At 64.4% G+C, this 16,250-nt stretch carries 16 protein-coding genes; 12 read left to right on the top strand and 4 right to left on the bottom strand.

The features are described from left to right. The first annotated feature begins 5 nt into the window (after positions 1-5). The 7 genes from ASE30_RS06935 (at position 6) to ASE30_RS06965 (ending at position 6,231) form a co-directional block, all read left to right on the top strand. Positions 6-809 (top strand): shikimate dehydrogenase, encoded by an 804-nt coding sequence (locus ASE30_RS06935; protein ID WP_057283565.1) that lies wholly within the window; start codon positions 6-8, stop codon positions 807-809. Between the two features lie 36 nt (positions 810-845). Continuing rightward, a complete protein-coding gene (locus ASE30_RS06940; protein ID WP_057283566.1) occupies positions 846-2,444 on the top strand; it encodes a GMC family oxidoreductase in 1,599 nt (532 codons plus the stop codon). 71 nt (positions 2,445-2,515) lie between these two features. Then, a complete protein-coding gene (locus ASE30_RS06945; RefSeq protein WP_057283567.1) occupies positions 2,516-3,226 on the top strand; it encodes a glutathione S-transferase in 711 nt (236 codons plus the stop codon). 233 nt (positions 3,227-3,459) lie between these two features. Next, positions 3,460-4,875 (top strand): methyl-accepting chemotaxis protein, encoded by a 1,416-nt coding sequence (locus ASE30_RS06950; protein ID WP_057283568.1) that lies wholly within the window; start codon positions 3,460-3,462, stop codon positions 4,873-4,875. A gap of 123 nt (positions 4,876-4,998) precedes the next feature. After that, complete coding sequence (locus tag ASE30_RS06955) at positions 4,999-5,223, top strand: DUF1653 domain-containing protein (RefSeq protein ID WP_057283569.1); 225 nt, start codon at positions 4,999-5,001, stop codon at positions 5,221-5,223. A gap of 4 nt (positions 5,224-5,227) precedes the next feature. Then, positions 5,228-5,839 (top strand): PolC-type DNA polymerase III, encoded by a 612-nt coding sequence (locus tag ASE30_RS06960; protein WP_235515197.1) that lies wholly within the window; start codon positions 5,228-5,230, stop codon positions 5,837-5,839. 35 nt (positions 5,840-5,874) lie between these two features. After that, positions 5,875-6,231, top strand: coding sequence for a nucleotide pyrophosphohydrolase (locus ASE30_RS06965; protein WP_057283570.1), 357 nt, complete (start codon positions 5,875-5,877; stop codon positions 6,229-6,231). A 3-nt stretch (positions 6,232-6,234) separates the two neighbouring features. Here ASE30_RS06965 and ASE30_RS06970 read toward each other — a convergent pair whose 3' ends face one another. After that, a complete protein-coding gene (locus tag ASE30_RS06970; RefSeq protein WP_057283571.1) occupies positions 6,235-6,525 on the bottom strand; it encodes an antibiotic biosynthesis monooxygenase in 291 nt (96 codons plus the stop codon). A gap of 84 nt (positions 6,526-6,609) precedes the next feature. On the opposite strand from ASE30_RS06970, the gene ASE30_RS06975 reads away from it, so the two are divergent. The 3 genes from ASE30_RS06975 (at position 6,610) to ASE30_RS06985 (ending at position 8,563) form a co-directional block, all read left to right on the top strand. Then, the gene (locus ASE30_RS06975) at positions 6,610-7,020 is read left to right on the top strand and encodes a hypothetical protein (protein ID WP_057283572.1); all 411 of its coding nucleotides are present in this window, start codon (positions 6,610-6,612) and stop codon (positions 7,018-7,020) included. A gap of 338 nt (positions 7,021-7,358) precedes the next feature. After that, the gene (locus ASE30_RS06980; RefSeq protein WP_057283573.1) at positions 7,359-7,835 is read left to right on the top strand and encodes a hypothetical protein; all 477 of its coding nucleotides are present in this window, start codon (positions 7,359-7,361) and stop codon (positions 7,833-7,835) included. Positions 7,836-7,879: 44 nt separating this feature from the next. Then, complete coding sequence (locus tag ASE30_RS06985) at positions 7,880-8,563, top strand: hypothetical protein (protein ID WP_057283574.1); 684 nt, start codon at positions 7,880-7,882, stop codon at positions 8,561-8,563. A gap of 34 nt (positions 8,564-8,597) precedes the next feature. Here ASE30_RS06985 and ASE30_RS06990 read toward each other — a convergent pair whose 3' ends face one another. Together ASE30_RS06990 and ASE30_RS06995 are read right to left on the bottom strand one after the other, a co-directional pair. Further along, positions 8,598-11,012 carry a DUF3772 domain-containing protein gene (locus tag ASE30_RS06990; protein WP_082601479.1) on the bottom strand — a complete coding sequence of 805 codons (2,415 nt, stop codon included), beginning with the start codon at positions 11,010-11,012 and terminating at the stop codon, positions 8,598-8,600. Between the two features lie 159 nt (positions 11,013-11,171). Beyond that, positions 11,172-12,098, bottom strand: coding sequence for a LysR family transcriptional regulator (locus tag ASE30_RS06995; protein WP_057283575.1), 927 nt, complete (start codon positions 12,096-12,098; stop codon positions 11,172-11,174). Positions 12,099-12,345: 247 nt separating this feature from the next. On the opposite strand from ASE30_RS06995, the gene ASE30_RS07005 reads away from it, so the two are divergent. After that, entirely contained in the window at positions 12,346-13,863 is a 1,518-nt protein-coding gene (locus ASE30_RS07005; RefSeq protein WP_057283577.1) for an acetyl-CoA hydrolase/transferase family protein, read from the top strand. Positions 13,864-13,933: 70 nt separating this feature from the next. Here the strand turns inward: ASE30_RS07005 and ASE30_RS07010 are convergent, their stop codons facing one another. After that, positions 13,934-14,872 (bottom strand): LysR substrate-binding domain-containing protein, encoded by a 939-nt coding sequence (locus ASE30_RS07010; RefSeq protein WP_057283578.1) that lies wholly within the window; start codon positions 14,870-14,872, stop codon positions 13,934-13,936. 125 nt (positions 14,873-14,997) lie between these two features. Here ASE30_RS07010 and ASE30_RS29405 point away from each other — a divergent pair, with 125 nt between their 5' ends. Then, entirely contained in the window at positions 14,998-15,324 is a 327-nt protein-coding gene (locus ASE30_RS29405; RefSeq protein WP_235515198.1) for a hypothetical protein, read from the top strand. Positions 15,325-16,250: the final 926 nt, after the last annotated feature.

Genomic DNA, 16,250 nt, shown 5'->3' on the forward strand with positions numbered 1-16,250 from the left:
AGACAATGAAGGAAATCAGCGGAAACACCCGTCTGTTCGGCATCCTGGCCGACCCGATCCACCATGTGAAGACGCCGCAGCGCATGAACGAGCACTTCGCCAAGATCGGATTCGACGGCGTGTGCGTGCCGTTTCATGCGCGGCCCGACAATCTGGCCGCGGTGGTCGAAGGACTGCGCCACCTGGAGAACCTGGGCGGCGTGATCGTCACCGTTCCCCACAAGACAGCCATCCTGGAACTGGCCGACGAGGCCACGCCCGTCGCGCGCAAGATCGGAGCGGCCAACGTGCTGCGCCGCGAGGCCGACGGCCGGCTGGTGGCCCACATGCTGGATGGCGAGGGCTTCGTGCGTGGGCTGCAAAGCTGCGGCGTATCCCTTGAAGGCAAAACCGTGTACCTGGCCGGCGCGGGCGGCGCGGCCAACGCGATCGGTTTCGCGCTGGTCCAGGCAGGTGTTTCGCGGCTGACCATCGCCAACCGTACACCGGCCAAGGCAGAGGACCTGAAGGCCCGCATCCTGTCGCTGCATCCCGGTGCGCGGATCGAGGTGGGCACGTCCGATCCGTCCGGCCATGACCTGGTCGTCAATGGCACATCGCTGGGCATGAAGGAAGGGGATCCGCTGCCGCTGGATGCAAGCCGCCTGACGCCGGACCAACTGGTGTGCGAAGTCATCATGCAGCCCCGCGACACGGCGTTGCTGCAGGCCGCGCAAGCGCGCGGCTGCAAGGTTCATTATGGCGCGCCCATGCTGGCCTGCCAGATTGAACTGATGGTGGAAATGCTGGGCGTGGCGCCTGCCCGGTAAGCCCATGCAGCCATATTCGGAATTCGGTGGATAACGATGGGCGACTACGATTTCATCATCGCGGGCGGCGGCACGGCCGGATGCATCCTGGCCAACCGGCTCAGCGCCGACGGCAAGTATCGCGTGCTGATGCTCGAGGCCGGGCAAGAGGCCCGCAGCATGTGGATTCCCATTCCTGCGGGCTTCTCCAAGCTGCTGGTGAATCCCGACTACAACTGGCGCTTTGCGACCGAGCCGGAAGACAACGTGTATGGCCGGACCATCGCCGTGCCGCGCGGCAAGGGCGTAGGGGGATCGACGCTGATCAACGGCATGATCTACGTCCGGGGCCAGCCGCAGGATTACGACGGCTGGGAGGCCGCCGGCGCGGTCGGTTGGGGCCATGCCCAGGCGGAGCGCATCTTCCGCAAGATCGAAAATTACGCGCCCGGCGGCGACGGCCGCGGCACGAGCGGCCCCATGCACCTGGAAGAAGTGGCCGAACGGTTTCCGCTGTCGGACGCCTTCCTGCAGGCCGCCCGGGAAGACGGCCAGCCCTTCAACCCTGACTACAACAGCGGCAGCCAGGAGGGCGTGGGCTACTACCAGGTTCTGCAGCATCGCGGCAGGCGCTGGAGCGTGGTGGACGGCTACATGAAGCCTGCCGCCGGCCGCAAGAACCTCAGCGTGGAATGTGGCGCTCACGTGACGCGTCTGGTGTTCGAGGGCAAGCGCTGCGTGGGCGTGGCCTATCGCAAGAACGGGCAGGAATACACGGTGCGCGCAAGGCGCGAAACGCTGCTGTGCATGGGCGCTGTGCAGTCGCCGCAACTGCTGGAGCTGTCCGGCGTGGGCAATCCGGCCTTGCTGCAGTCCTTCGGCATTGCTCTGGTGCATGCGCAGCCGCAGGTGGGCGAGAACTACATCGACCACTTCGCCACGCGCATGAACTGGCGCGTGAAGGACACGGTGACCCTGAACGAGATGTCGCGCGGCTGGCGGCTTGCACGGCAGGTGGCGCGCTACTACCTGCGCCACAAGGGCATCCTGACGCTGGGCACGGGGCTGGTGCATGGATTCGTGAAGAGCGCGCCGGACCTGCCCACACCCGACGTGCAGTTCTTCTTCGTCCATGCCAGTTACGCCAATGCCGCCGAACGCATCCTGGACAGGCATCCGGGCATGACGATAGGCGTGGCGCAACTGCGGCCCGAGTCCGTCGGCACCATTCATATCAAATCAGCCGATCCGCTGGCCGCCCCGTCGATCAGGCCCAATTTCCTGTCCGCCCAATTGGACCGCGACAGCCTGGTGGGGGGCATGCAGGCAGCGCGCCGCATCGTGGGGCAGCCCGCCATGCAGCGCTATGTGGAGTCCGAGGTCAGTCCCGGCTCTGCCGTGGACAGCCCAGCCGAATGGCTGGATTTTGCGCGGCGCAACGGGCAGACCATCTACCACCCGATCGGCACCTGCCGCATGGGGTCGGACGCCTTTGCCGTCACCGATGTGCGGCTGCGTGTGAACGGCGTGTCCGGTTTGCGCGTGGTGGACGCGTCCGTCATGCCGAAGATGGTGTCCGGCAATACCCAGGCGGCCGTCATGATGGTGGCCGAGCGCGGCGCTGAAATGATCCTGGAAGACGCCGCGCAAGCGTAATGGCGTCTTGCTTGCGCGGGACTGTGCCTTCAGACTGGGAGCCTACGCTTGCCTGACACGAAGGAGACCTCATGACCTACGACCTTTGGTATTGGAATGGCATTCCCGGGCGCGGTGAGTTCGTGCGCTTGGCGCTGGAAGCGGGCGGTATTCCGTATCGGGAGCGCGCGCGCGAACCTGGCGCCGATGAAACCACGCTGATCGGGGACATGCAATCCGCGCGCCGGCATCCGCCTTTCGCTCCGCCCTATCTGGTGGCGGGAGAGATGACACTGGGGCAAACGGCCAACATCCTGCTGTTCCTGGGCGAAAAGCATGGCCTTGCGCCGGAATCGCTCGAAGGGCGCCTGTGGGTGAACCAGCTTCAGCTCACGATCGCCGACATGGTGGCCGAGGCGCACGACACCCATCACCCGATTTCCGCCAACGAATACTACGAAGACCAGATGGAAGAGGCCGCGCGCCGCGCCCGCGTGTTCCGCGAAGAGCGCATTCCAAAGTTCCTGGACTATTTTGAACGGGTCCTGGGCGGGCCGGATGCCTGGCTGGCCGGCGGCAAGGATTGGACCTATGTGGACCTGTCCTTGTTTCATCTGACCGATGGCTTGCTTTATGCCTTCCCCAAGCGCATGGGCACTGTCGCGGCGCATTATCCCAACGTCTTTGCGCTGCATAAACGCGTGACGGAGCTTCCGGCGCTGCAGGCTTACTTTGCAAGCGGCAGACGGCTTCCGTTTGGTGAGGATATTTTCCGCCAATACCGCGAACTGGACGCCGCTTGAACCTCGGGCTTACCCGGGTGTGCGGGGGCGCGACGGTCCGGCGTATTTTGGTCAGGCCTGGCGGGAATATATTGAGGTGAGATCATTTTTAGGATTAAATAGTTTCGTATTGATACATATCCTTGGGCTTGTTCTGGTCGACACCTGAAGCTGCCCCATCGATGACGGGCCGCGCAGGCTGGGGTTCGCGGCGGTTGCCAGCAGTCTCGTCCCATCCTAGGCAGGAGCTCGTCATGCATTGGTTCACCCTAAGCCGTCTGTTCGGCGCAGACCGCGCATTGCGAAAGGCCGATCTGCATGGTCAGATCGCGGCCATCCATAAGTCGCAGGCGGTCATCGAATTCGACCTTGATGGCCATATCCTGATGGCCAACCAGAATTTCCTGGATGCCATGGGTTATTCCCTGGATGAAATTCTGGGCTGCCATCACCGCATGTTCATGAGCCCCGCCGAGCGCGATTCGGTGGCCTACGCGGCGTTCTGGCAAAAGCTGGGGCAGGGCGCGCATGACGCGGGCCGCTATCGGCGGATCCGCAAGAATGGGGCCGAGGTCTGGCTGCAGGCTTCCTACAATCCCATCTTCGATAAGCACGGGCGGCCGCTCAAGGTGGTCAAGTACGCCACGGACATTACCAGCCAGCAGCATCGGCAGGCGGACTCCGAGGGCCAGTTGGCGGCCATTTCCAAGGTGCAGGCCATTATCGAATTCGAGCTCGACGGCACCATCATCCGCGCCAACGACCTGTTCCTGAATGCCGTCGGCTACCGAGCCGACGAAGTGCTGGGCCGGCATCACAGCATGTTCGTGTCGCCCGAAGAGGCCCGGGGCGCGGCGTACAAGGAATTCTGGCGGAAACTGCGCAGCGGCGAACACGCCACGGGCCAGTATCCGCGGCTTGGAAGAGATGGCCGCCAGGTCTGGATCGAAGCCAGCTACAACCCGATCTTCGACGCGCAGGGGCGGCCGTTCAAGGTCGTGAAATACGCCACGGACATCACCCGGCGTTTCACCGCAGCCCAAACGCTGCGGGTGGCCGTCCAGGGGCTGACCGAAAACGCCGAACGCGCCAGCCAGGCCAACGCCCTGGCGCGGGATGCGAGCAGTATCGCGGAGACGGGCGGCAAGACGGTGCAGGGCGTGGTCACCACCATGGAGGCCATTACCCAGAGCTCGCGCCGCATTTCCGACATCATTGGCGTGATGGACAGCATCGCTTTCCAGACCAACATCCTTGCGCTCAACGCCGCGGTGGAGGCGGCGCGTGCCGGCGTGCAGGGCAAGGGCTTTGCCGTCGTCGCGGCCGAGGTCCGCAGCCTTGCGCAGAACAGCGCCGCCGCGGCCAAAGAGATCAAGGGGCTCATCACCGCCTCGGTGGAACAGATCGAGACCGGGGCCGCGCAGGTCCAATCGGCGGGCGCCACGATGGACGGCATCGTGACGTCCTCGCGGCGCGTTACCGAGATCATGGCGCAAGTCGTGGAGGTTTCGTTGGCGCAATCGGCCACACTGGGCGAGGTCACCGAGGACATCACCCAGATGACCGCGGAGGCGGCGGCGTCCAAGCCTGCCGCGCCCGCCATTCGCACCCGGCCGGCCTCCCGCGCGGCCATGCTGCCCAAACCGGCGCTGGCCTACGCGCACGATTGAAGGCCGGAAGCCGGGCGCAGGCGGGCGCCGGCCGTAGTGCGCTATAAAGACGGAATTGTCTGAACCCCCTGGCCCGGGCAGGAAGCATCCCTGCCGGGCCGCGCCATTTGCGGCAATCCGTCCATGACCGAATCCGAAGCCTTGGCTCTTGCCTCGCACCGCCACTACAAGGGCGGCCTGTACCGCTATGTGGGAACCGCCCGCCACTCCGAAACGGAGGAGTCCATGGTGGTGTACGAACATCTGTGGCCGCATCAGCGCGGCCTGTGGGTGCGCCCGGCGACGCTATTCTTCGGCCAGCTTGCCGATGGCTCGCCCCGCTTCGCTCCCTTGCCCGCGGCGGAGTAGCGCCGTGACATTCTTCAATCGGCGCCCGCGCGCCAGCGGCACGGCAACCGCCCGGCCCGCGGCACGCGCCCAGGCCGCCTTATCGGAAGCGCTGCATGCGCTGCGCGGTCCCTTCATCGTGGCCGACCTGGAAACCACCGGCCTGTCCACGGCAAGCTGCGAGATCCTGGAATTCGCGGCGGTCCGGATAGGCCCGGCCGGCGCGCTGGAACGGGAGTACACGCAGGTCGTGCGCACGCGCGGTCCGGTGCCGCCGTTCATCTCGCGGCTCACCGGCATAACGCAGGCAGAGGTCGACCGCCATGGCGTGCCGGTCGTGCAGGCGTTTTCCTCGTTCCTGGCGTTCGTCGAAGACCTGCCCGTGTTTTTTCACAATGCGTCTTTCGACCGGCGGTTCTTGGGTGCGGCAGCGGATCAGACCGGGCTGCCATTTCCGAATGCGACCCATTGCACGCTGGCGCTGGCGCGGCGCGCCTGGCCCGAGCTGCCCTCGCACAAGCTGGACATCCTGGCGCGCCACGTCGGCGCATCGCAGCCGACTCACCGCGCCTTGGCCGACGTGCGGACCACGGTCGCCGTGGCGCTGGCCGCCAGTTCGCGTCTGGCCGTGGCATGACGCGGCGCTAGCACGCCGCTTATCTGGGAATTCCGATGTCCGACCTGGAACAGATCAAAACCGCCGTACGCCAGTTCACGGCGGAGCGTGAATGGCAGCAGTTCCATTCGCCCAAGAACCTGTCGATGGCCCTGGCGGGCGAAGCCGGCGAGCTGGTGTCGCTGTTCCAGTGGCTGAGCGAGGACCAGTCCCGCAATCTGTCCGCCGAACGGCTGTCGGAAGCCGCCGACGAGATCGCGGATGTGCAGATGTATCTGGTCGCCCTGGCCGATCAGCTTGGGGTGGATATTGCCGGCGCTGTCGCCGGCAAGATGATCAAGAACGCGGGGAAGTATCCGGCCGATCGTTTCAGGCGCAGCGCGCGCAAGTACAACGATCCGCCGGAAGGCTAGGCGTCAAAGGACCTTCTGTTCGTGGTGCACCTGGGGCGGTTCGACAAAGAACCCCGCCACGAGTTTGCGCCATTCCTGGAAATCGGTGGACTCGCGAAAATCGACCATGTGGTTTTCCACGGTTTCCCAATCCACGACCAGCGTATAGCGTTGCGGCTGTTCGATGCTGCGATACAGCTCCATGGCATGGCATCCGCGGGCGCGCAGGAAAAGCGGCTTCGCCTGGGCAACGCCTGCTTCGAACAACGCTTCCTGTCCTTCGCGGACAAGAATGCTGGCAATCTCCTGAATCATGGCTGAGTCTCCGAGTGAATTGGGGCCGGGCAGGGCCCGGCGGGCCGGAGTAGTATGGCTGAAAATTCCATTTTTGCGTGTCCGATGAATCACCGAGCCGTCACCTTGACTCGCCTCATTGCCGTTCGCCTGCTTTGGTACGTCGGCGTCGGCGCCCTCGCTCTGGTGGCCTTCTTCCTGCACACCCAATTCGGCGTCGCCGTGCTGCTGTCGGCCATCGCCATCTATATACCGCTGTCGATGCTGGGCATGCCGCTCATGGCCTGGCTGTGCCTTGCCTACCGCGCCGAAGCCGGCGGGCCGCCGTTGCCGCCGGCCTGGCCCGGCTATCTGGCCGGCGTCACCGGCATCGTGCTGCTGGCCAGCTACCACGCGCTGGCGGATCAGGATCTCGCGGAATCCGGTGTCCTGTTGATGCTGGTGGCCGTGGACCTGCTGTTGGCACGCAGGGAAGCCGCGCAGATCCGCCGCCTCGCGCACCATCGTGCGCGCTAGGGATCTTGCGTGAGCTGAACCCGCATCGTCCCATCCTTAAAGCCGAGCCGGTATCGCCGGCGCTGCTTCCCGCGCTTTTCCTGTCGCCCATACGCATGGGCCGGCTTGCGCCCGTCCGCATATTTCGGCCTTTGCAATACGCCGGATCCTCATCCACAAAGACGCGGTCGTCCGTTTAACCGATACCGACATGCGTAGGACGGCGCAATCATTCCGTACCCATACGAAAGTCTCACGCTGCCATCCCTAGCCGGAATGCAGTCCATGGGAAGTAGGGGTCCGAGCCGGTCGGCTTCCGGCATCTGTGCATCCGCGCAAACGGATCAGGAGGAGCTCAAATGAAAAAGCTCGCAGCAGCAGCCGCATTGTCATTGTTCGCCGCGTCGGCCTACGCCACTGGCCCCGGCCAGGTCGGGGGCTCGGTGACGGGCCACGCAGGCACCGTGCACGGCACCGCGTCATCCATCTCCACCGGCAGTTCGGTGGTGGCCACCCAGGTCAATGGCTACGGCTCGTCCAGCCAGACGTCGTTCGGCAGCACGGGCGGCATCGCGGAAGTCGGCGGAACGTTCGGCCGCGACGGCACGCAAGTGGTCACCAGCACGCGCCAGTACGCCAATAGCGAGTCCTACGGCCAGGTCACGGGCAATGCGCCGATCATGGTGGGCGACAGTATCGCCAATGGCGGCGCGACGTTCGGCCAGACGGAAACCAGCGCGTCGGCCACGGGAACCTTCCACGCGGCGAACGTCGGCGGTTTTGGGGCGATACACGGCATCGGCTCGGTTGGCCATGTCGTTGGGTTCAATCACTGACCCAATTATCCGGACGGCTTCGGCCGTCCGGGCGAGGGGACATCATGAAGACCATTGTTCTTGCCATTTCCTTGTCGCTTGCGGCGTTTTCGGCCGGGGCACAGACCAGTACCTCCAGTTCCACGACGTCGGCATCGTCCGGGTCGACCAATGCGGGCAACAACCAGGGCATCACGCTGAATTCCAACAACAGCGGGACCAGCACCATACACAGCGCGCCGCCGGTCGGCGGTCAGAGCTTCTACGGTTCATTCTCGTCGGATAGCTGCATGGTGTCCGCGGGCGGCGGCGGCTCCGTGGTGGGCTTCGGAATGAACGTCGCGATTCCGATCGAGGATCAGAAATGCAGCCTGCGCCGCAACTTCGAACGCACGATGCAGGCAGCGGCCTCCACGAAGGACGCCGACCGCTCCCGCCGTCTCGAAACGGCGGCCATCGATATCCTGTGCCAGACCGATGACCGCACCAAGGCAGCCCTGGTCGCCCAGGGGCTATGCACCAATCCGGCCTTGACGACTGCCGACCACCGCTTTGACAGCGGGGCGGTCGCCCAGGTCGCGGCGCCGACGCCCGTCCAGACGGTGCGCCTGGCGCCCCCGCAGCCTCAGGCGCCGGCCGCGCAGGGGTATCCCGTGCAATCCGCCCGTAGCGCCTCGCTGACCTCGCCGCCGCTGCGGAACCCGCGGATGGAGCGGCAGCAGTTCGCCGACTTCTATACGCCTGGTTGAGCCGGGGCCTGGCGGCGCGGGCCGCCAGCGGCTGCTAGGTTGAGACGGGAGGCGGGACGGCGACGGGCGCGGCCGCCTGCGCCGGTTCCGGCGCCGAGGCCAGAAGCATCGTGGGAGGAGACGACACTTCCAGCCCGGCGTCGTGCAGCCGCTTGAGTACGGTGAACAGCAGGGCGCTGCGCACGCCGTAGGCGGTGCGGGGCGAGGAGACGTATCCCTTCGCGTTGAAAATCAGGTGCCCCGCGTCGATGCCATCCAGGAAGACGTCGGGTGCCGGCGCGTCGAGCACGTCCTCATGGTCCGCGAATGCCTGAAGAATCAACTCGCGCACCTGCTCCGCATCGATGGACAAGGGCATGGGCAGCTTGATCTGCACCAGACCCAGCGGGTTGGACCGCGTGACGTTGCGCACGGTCTTCGTCACGAATTCCGAATTCGGAACGATCACGGTGGAGCGGTCGCCCATCTGGATTTCTGTCGCGCGCACATTGATGCGCAGGATGTCGCCTTCGACGCCGCCCAGGGATACCCAGTCGCCGACCTTGACGGGACGTTCGGCCAGCAGGATCAGGCCCGACACGAAGTTCTGCACCACCGCCTGCAGCCCAAAACCGATACCCACGGACAGCGCGCTGGCGATCCACGCAACGCGTTCCAGGCCGATGCCGGCGGCGGACAGCGACAGCGCAACGGCCACCACGACGCCCCCGTACCCAAACAACGTGGCCGCGGACAGCTGCATGCCGGGGTCGAGTTCCGTGGTGGGCAGGTAGCGGTTCGACAGCCAGCGCTTGAGCATCTTCACGCCGAGCAGCGACAGGGCCAGCACCAGCAGCGCCTGCAGGACCGCGCCGGGCCGGATCTGCGCCTCGCCAATCGCCAGACCCTTGCGCAACTGATCGAAGCGCTGCAGCAGGTCCATCGGCGCTTCGCCGAAGGGCGCCAGCAGAAGGGTGATGGCAAGCAGGGCGATCGCCACGCGCCCCATGCCGGACAGCAGCACCGCGGCCTGGTCGCGCATGCCGGGCCCTTCGTTTTCGCTGCTGTCGCGGTGGGACGTGCCCAGCAAGGTGCTGAATCCGTCTTCGATCAGGGTCGACGCCAAGTAGGCGGAGGCGAGCACGATCAGCACCCACAACGCTTGTTTGACCAGGAAACTGCCAAACGCCACATAGCCTGCCAACAGGCTGGCCAGGCTCAGGATCAGCACGGTCCAGACCGCGGCCAGCAACAGGGATACCCAGAGCGGGATAGGGGTTTCGCTTTCCTGCATGGCCTGCCGGCGCAGTCTGCGGCTGATAGCCAGCACAGCGCCCAGCATCGCCATGCTGAGCACGGCAACGATGCCCGTCAGCGTGATCGTCGTGGTCAGGCTGGCGTTGAGCAGAACCGGCAGACGCTCGGCCAGCCAGATCATCACCACCAGCACGCCCATCACGCCGGGCAGCCAACGCAACCGGTTCGCGACGATGTCGCTCACGGGTGGCAGGCGCCAGGAAGGGCGGTTGGTGGACAGCAACGCGTAGCCCAGCCCGGACACGTAACCCCCGAAACAGACCGTCGCTACCAGATTCGCCAGCAGCGAGGTCGTGCTGTCCGACAACTGCGACTTCCAGTCCAGTCCGATATGAATCAAGAGCGCGATCACGCCAGGCGTGGCCACCGACAGGACCACCAGCGTGACCGCCAGGAACGAGCGGCGCAAGCGCCCCGGCGGCACGCGCGTAGCAGTCAGTTGCAGCAGGTACCGGCCGACCCACACGCGCAGTGCGATGGCCAGGGCGGCCGCGGCCGCCAGCATCAGCCAGCCCAATTTTGGCGTCTGCCCGACGGCGGTCGCCAGGTCGTCGCGCAAGGCTTGGAGGCGCGTCAGGTCGCGCGGGAATTCTTCGCGAAACTCCGTCCAGAACTGGCCCGAAAGGAAGGAATCCCGGCGTTCGCCCAGGCGCACCTGAAACTGGGTGCGCCGTTGCGCCGATATCTGTTCGGCGGTCTGGCCCGCGTCCACCGACAGCAGCCTTGCCAGCTTGAGCTGAGCGTCCAGCGTGCGGCTGGTCTTTTCGAGCTGCGCGCGCTGAGCCGCCACATCGGGTGCTTCCTTCGCGCCTTCGGGGGGCGTGCCCAGTTCGCTCAGCCGCGCTGTCACGCTGGCCAGTTGGGGGGTAAGGGCTTCGGTGGCGGCGTCCGCCTTGGACTGGATGTCCAGGGCATCCCCGCGTTGCTTGACCAGGTTGCCGTCATCCGTTTCGTCGGCGATCCGCTTGCGGATATCGTCGATCTGCTTGCGCGCGGTGGCGAGCACCGTTTCCGTGTCGGGGGGCGCGGGCGGCGGCGCCGCGAACGCGGGCATGAGGCAAAACACCAGCAGCCATGCCGCCAACAGTGCCACGAAATGTGGCGCGCGGCCGCGGGGGGCGCGGGAAAGCAGGGAAGGCGTGGTCGGGTTCATGTTCCTGGGCGAGTTGCTCGCGTCGAGGCGGCAGCATAACAAGCCGTGGTCCCATCGGTTGCAACAAAAATTGGTATGGCGTCCCTGTTTTTCAGGAGTCCATGGCCGGTCAAATCCCCCTTCGCCCGCAACCCAAGTTTACGAGGCCAACGTTTGGATTCAACTCGTCTGGCTTTTCGGCCCGGGTGCGGATGGCTTTTTCGGTTTGCCCAGCACGCTGTCGCACACATCCAGCCACGCGCGCGCGGCAAAGGACAGATAGCCGGACTGCTGCCAGATATGGCCGACTTCCCATTGCATGCCGGATTTGGCCAGCTTCGCCGTGCTGAGTCCGCGGGTCTTCATGCGCTGCATCAGCGGTTCGGGCAGCAGGGCCACGCCCAGGCCGGCCGAGGCCATCGCCACCAGGAAGTCCCAATGCGCGCTTTGCGCGGCGATGCCGGGCTGAAAACCCGCGTCGGCGAACGCCTGGCGCAAGCGGCGCGTCACCGCGAAATCGTCTGTGGGAATCAGCAGCCGCGCGTCGCGCAATGCGCTCAGCGGCAGCGAGGTTTTGCCCGCCCATTGCGCGTCGGGCGGTCCGATTACCCAGATCGGATAGCTGCCGAACGCGCGCGCGGCAAGACCGCCCGTGGGGGCGATGGGCAGGACGGTGGCGCCCACTTCCAGCTCGCCGCTGGCGACCAGCCCTTCCACGGCTTGGCCCGTGCCCTCGCGCAAGGTCAGGTGTATGCCGGGATGCAGTTCGCGGAATCGCTTCACCACAGGGGTGAACAGCAGGTTGATCATCGGCGGAATGCCGACTTCCAGGGCTCCGCGGTCCAGTTCGGCGGTCTGGCGCAGTTCCACCGAAAGCTGCCGCATGGTCTCCAGCACCTGCAAGCCCCGCTGGTACATGACCTGACCGGTGTCGGTGGGGCGGGCGGTATGCCCGTCGCGGATCAGCAGCGGCGTGCCCGCTTCTTCCTCGAGCTGGCGGATCATCTTGCTGACGGTGGATTGCGTGACGAACAGCGTCTTGGCCGCCTGCGTGAAGCTCGCGTGCCTGACGGTTTCCACGAAATACCGCAATGCGCGCACGTCCATGACCCGCCAGCCCCCCTCGCGCGATGCGCGCCAAATACTCAAACCATGAAAAAGCCGACTTATTTTGATGATTTTAAGTCATTACGAGATTTTTGCCGGCCTTCCTATACTGCCCCAAATTCGTCACGTTGCCGGCCTGTGCGGGCAATGGGACCTCGGGAAACGCCGCGTCAGACGGTGCCTGGGCGCTGAAGGCGGCCCCGCCGCGCCCGGCCGCAAGCCGTAGGCCCTTAAATTTGGAGACACCATGCATCTCGACCGTATCCGCCACCTTGGGCTGCGCGCCAAGATCACGTCCGCCGATCAGGCGGCCATGCTGGTCCAGGACGGCATGACCGTCGGAATGAGCGGTTTCACGCGGGCCGGGGACTGTAAGTCCGTGCCCGCCGCGATCGCGGCGCGGGCCGAGCGCGAGCCGCTCGCCATCACGCTGATCACCGGCGCATCGCTGGGCCACGACACCGACAAGTTGCTGGCGCAAGCTAACGTCCTGGCGCGTCGCATGCCGTTCCAGGTGGACACGACCCTGCGCCGCAAGATCAACCAGGGCCAGATTGCCTTCATCGACCAGCACTTGTCCGAAACCGTCGAGCAATTGCGCGCCGGGCATATCGGCCCGATCAATGTCGCCATCATCGAGGCCGCCGCCATTACGGAAACTGGCGCGATCGTGCCGACGATGTCGGTGGGCAATTCCGCTTCGTTCGCGCAGCAGGCCGACAAGATCATCATTGAACTGAATATGAGCGTGCCGGCTGCCATCGAAGGCCTGCACGACGTCTATGTTCCGGGTGAGCGCCCGGCACGCCAGCCGATCGGCCTGGTGTCGGTGGACCAGCGCATCGGCCAGCCCTTCATCGAGGTGGACCCCGGCAAGATTGCCGCCATTGTCATCACGCATGAACCCGATAGCCCTTCCAACGCGCTGCCGCCCGACGATGAGACCAACGCCATCGCGGGGCATATCAATGATTTCCTGCGCGGCGAAGTCGACGCGGGCCGACTGACCAACGCCTTGCTGCCCTTGCAGGCCGGTATCGGGACCATCGCCAATGCGGTGCTGCACGGCTTCGAATCGTCGGACTTCGCGGACCTGACCATGTATTCGGAAGTGCTGCAGGACAGCGCGATCGAATTGCTGGACCAAGGCAAGCTGGCGTTCGCCTCGGCGTCTTCCATCACGGTGTCCGAGCCCGTGTACGAGAAGATCCTGGCCAACATCGAGCATTACCGCGAACGCATCGTGCTGCGCCCACAAGAGATCAGCAACGCGCCCGAGATCGTGCGCCGTCTGGGCATCATCGCCATCAATACTGCCCTGGAATTCGACCTCTACGGCAACGTGAACTCCACGCATGTGGGCGGCACGCACATGATGAACGGCATTGGCGGTTCCGGCGATTTCGCCCGCAACGCCCACCTGGCGATCTTCGTATCCAAATCCATGGCGAAGGGCGGGGACATTTCCAGCGTGGTGCCGATGGTGTCCCACGTGGACCACACCGAACATGACGTGGATGTGCTGGTTACCGAATGCGGCCTGGCGGACCTTCGCGGCCTGGCCCCGCGCGAGCGCGCGCGGGCGGTCATCCAGAATTGCGTGCATCCGTCGTATCGGGACGCCCTGCAGGACTATTTCGACCGGGCATGCGTCCGTGGCGGCCAGACGCCTCATCTGATCGAAGAGGCGTTTTCCTGGCACCAGCGTTTCAATGAAACGGATTCCATGCGGGCGGCCGTGCCGTCCGCGCGCAAGGCGGCCTGAGTCCGGCGCCACAGGGGGCGGCCGCTGCGCGGCATCCCCATGCCGGCCATCCCGTGCGGATTTGTCGGCTTTACGTCCTGCCGCCGTCGGGCGGCGGCGTAACTTCGTTGCGGTGCAGGTTCCGGCGGGACATTTCCTGCTCGTCGCGCAGCCATTGCTTCAACGCGACCAGCGGTGCCCAATCCCGCAGACTCGGCCGATAGACCAGGTGATAGGTCTGCGCCATCTCGTAGGGGACGCTCACGGGCGACACCTGCACCAATCTGCCTGCGCATAGCGCGTCCGCTGCCAGCAGCTCGCGTCCCAGCGTGATGCCCAGCCCTTGTTCGGCCGCCTGCAGCATCATTCCCGCGTCATTGAAGGAAGCCACGGGCGTAACGGGCGTGCGCAGGCCAGCCGCATTGAACCAGTGCTGCCAGAGCTCCCGGTCGCCCAGCAGCGGCTGGCGCGACAGCGTTTCGGGCGAGTTGTCCGCCAGGGCCGCCGCCGTTTCGGGCGATGCCAGCGCGATCAGCGGCATAGGCATATCGAAGAGCGGCTCCGATTCCACTCCGGCCCACGGACCGCGGCCAAAACGCAGCGCGGCATGAAAACCATCCCGCAGCAGATCGACGACCTGCTGCGAGGTTTCGATCTCCAGCGCCAGATCGGGATGCCGGACACGCCAACGTGACATGCGCGGCAACAGCCACCGCTGCGCGAAAGACGGCAGCACCGACACGCGCAGGCGCTGTTCGCTGCCGGTCGCGGCGGCAGCGGCGGCCTGCAGCCCTTCGTCCAGCAGCGCCATTGCTCCCTGCACGCTGCACAGCAAGGCGGCGCCCGCGGAGTTCAGGACGATACCCCTGCCGGTACGTTCAAACAGCGGAAAACCGACTTGCTCTTCCAGCACCTTGATCTGCTGGCTGACTGCGCTGTGCGTCAGGTGCAGGCGTTCGGCCGCGGCGCGCAGGTTCTGCAACTCGGCGACGACGCGGAAGGCGGGGAGGGTATTGAGAGGTAAACGCATGGTTAAAGCCCCGGGGTGGCACCAATTGGTCATCTTAGCTTACCGAATTGGCGAAAACAATTCGATTTTCACCGGGATATTGGGCGACTACGCTTACCAAATCGGATCAATCAAAGGAGTCCGCCATGTCCGCCCAAATCTGCACCTCGCCTGCACCCCCCTTTGGCCGGTTGGACGCCAAACCCCACTCGTCATTAACTGACGTCCAAGACACCGCGCTCACCCCGCAGCCCTCCGCCCTGGAGTTGGCCCAAGCCCCTGATCAAAGCCTGCTTGCTAGGATCTGGCTCGCCTTCTGCAAGCGGCGCAACGAAGTCCGGTTGCGCAACCTGGCAAAGGAAATGGATCCGCATATGTTGGCGGACGTAGGCGCACCCAGCTGGTTGATCAACGAATGCTCCCTGCAGCGCGACCTCGCGCGCCTGCGTAGTGCGGACTACCTACGTTGGTAACCTGCTGCTTTCTCCGTTTCGACTGGATCTTCACTTCAATATAAAGAGGGGCGAGCCCCCGTTTCGAAGAGGAGCGTGCGGCCAAGGAAGCGCTTCTATATATAGAGGGAGGCATCTGCTCGGGTTATAGAGGGAAGCACCTGCCGAGGTGCGGAATCTCCGCTTGAGCGGGTCCGCACCGAGATTTAAAAGGGTCAATTGCTTCCTCCGCATGACAGCTCAAAATTCTGTGCTATAGTCTCGCTCCTTCGCGGTTCAAACAGTTTTTCGAGCCACGGAGCCAAGCAGGTGCAACAGGTCTGACGGGTTTCCCAGCAGGTCTGCCGCCCAAGTGATCAGAAATGAAAGCGCGGCGGTTATTGCAAGGATTGGTGCAAATCAGGCAGAAGCCGGTTGCACGATCTGCAAAAATTGTGCTATAGTCTTGGGCTTNTTTTTCGAACCACGGAGCCAAGCAGGTGCAACAGGTCTGACGGGTTTCCCAGCAGGTCTGCCGTCCAAGCGATCAGAAATGAAAGCGCGGCGGTTATTGCAAGGATTGGTGCAAATCAGGCAGAAGCCGGTTGCACGATCTGCAAAAATTGTGCTATAGTCTTGGGCTTGGCAGTTACCGCAAGATTAGGGATAACCCTGATGTTTCGATAGCTGCTAAAACAGGGCGGCGCCAGAAGGAAACTTCCGGCACACCCTGGCGAGAYCTGAAGAGGTCGCCGCAAGAAAGCGAAGTTGCTAAAACGACGCTGACTTGACAAGCGATAAAAACTTCTTCATAATCTCRTTTCTCTGCTGCAACGACAGCGACGACGCGAAAGCGAAGTTAGCCGAAGTTGAGGGCAGATGGTTAGTAGTACCGAATTTGCAGTACCGCTCTTTAACAATTAAACAACCGATAAGTGTGGGCGCTTGATGCGAGTGCAGTGATGGGG

Origin of the sequence: Achromobacter sp. Root83, from assembly GCF_001428845.1 — a bacterium.
In the GTDB taxonomy this organism is placed as follows: Bacteria; Pseudomonadota; Gammaproteobacteria; order Burkholderiales; family Burkholderiaceae_B; genus Achromobacter.

Bases quoted from the DNA above. Each gene is read 5' to 3' on its own strand.
- ASE30_RS06935 (WP_057283565.1), top strand. From the start codon at position 6: ATGAAGGAAATCAGCGGAAACACCCGTCTGTTCGGCATCCTGGCCGAC.
- ASE30_RS06940 (WP_057283566.1), top strand. From the start codon at position 846: ATGGGCGACTACGATTTCATCATCGCGGGCGGCGGCACGGCCGGATGC.
- ASE30_RS06945 (WP_057283567.1), top strand. From the start codon at position 2,516: ATGACCTACGACCTTTGGTATTGGAATGGCATTCCCGGGCGCGGTGAG.
- ASE30_RS06950 (WP_057283568.1), top strand. From the start codon at position 3,460: ATGCATTGGTTCACCCTAAGCCGTCTGTTCGGCGCAGACCGCGCATTG.
- ASE30_RS06955 (WP_057283569.1), top strand. From the start codon at position 4,999: ATGACCGAATCCGAAGCCTTGGCTCTTGCCTCGCACCGCCACTACAAG.
- ASE30_RS06965 (WP_057283570.1), top strand. From the start codon at position 5,875: ATGTCCGACCTGGAACAGATCAAAACCGCCGTACGCCAGTTCACGGCG.
- ASE30_RS06970 (WP_057283571.1), bottom strand. From the start codon at position 6,525: ATGATTCAGGAGATTGCCAGCATTCTTGTCCGCGAAGGACAGGAAGCG.
- ASE30_RS06975 (WP_057283572.1), top strand. From the start codon at position 6,610: ATGAATCACCGAGCCGTCACCTTGACTCGCCTCATTGCCGTTCGCCTG.
- ASE30_RS06980 (WP_057283573.1), top strand. From the start codon at position 7,359: ATGAAAAAGCTCGCAGCAGCAGCCGCATTGTCATTGTTCGCCGCGTCG.
- ASE30_RS06985 (WP_057283574.1), top strand. From the start codon at position 7,880: ATGAAGACCATTGTTCTTGCCATTTCCTTGTCGCTTGCGGCGTTTTCG.
- ASE30_RS06990 (WP_082601479.1), bottom strand. From the start codon at position 11,012: ATGAACCCGACCACGCCTTCCCTGCTTTCCCGCGCCCCCCGCGGCCGC.
- ASE30_RS06995 (WP_057283575.1), bottom strand. From the start codon at position 12,098: ATGGACGTGCGCGCATTGCGGTATTTCGTGGAAACCGTCAGGCACGCG.
- ASE30_RS07005 (WP_057283577.1), top strand. From the start codon at position 12,346: ATGCATCTCGACCGTATCCGCCACCTTGGGCTGCGCGCCAAGATCACG.
- ASE30_RS07010 (WP_057283578.1), bottom strand. From the start codon at position 14,872: ATGCGTTTACCTCTCAATACCCTCCCCGCCTTCCGCGTCGTCGCCGAG.
- ASE30_RS29405 (WP_235515198.1), top strand. From the start codon at position 14,998: ATGTCCGCCCAAATCTGCACCTCGCCTGCACCCCCCTTTGGCCGGTTG.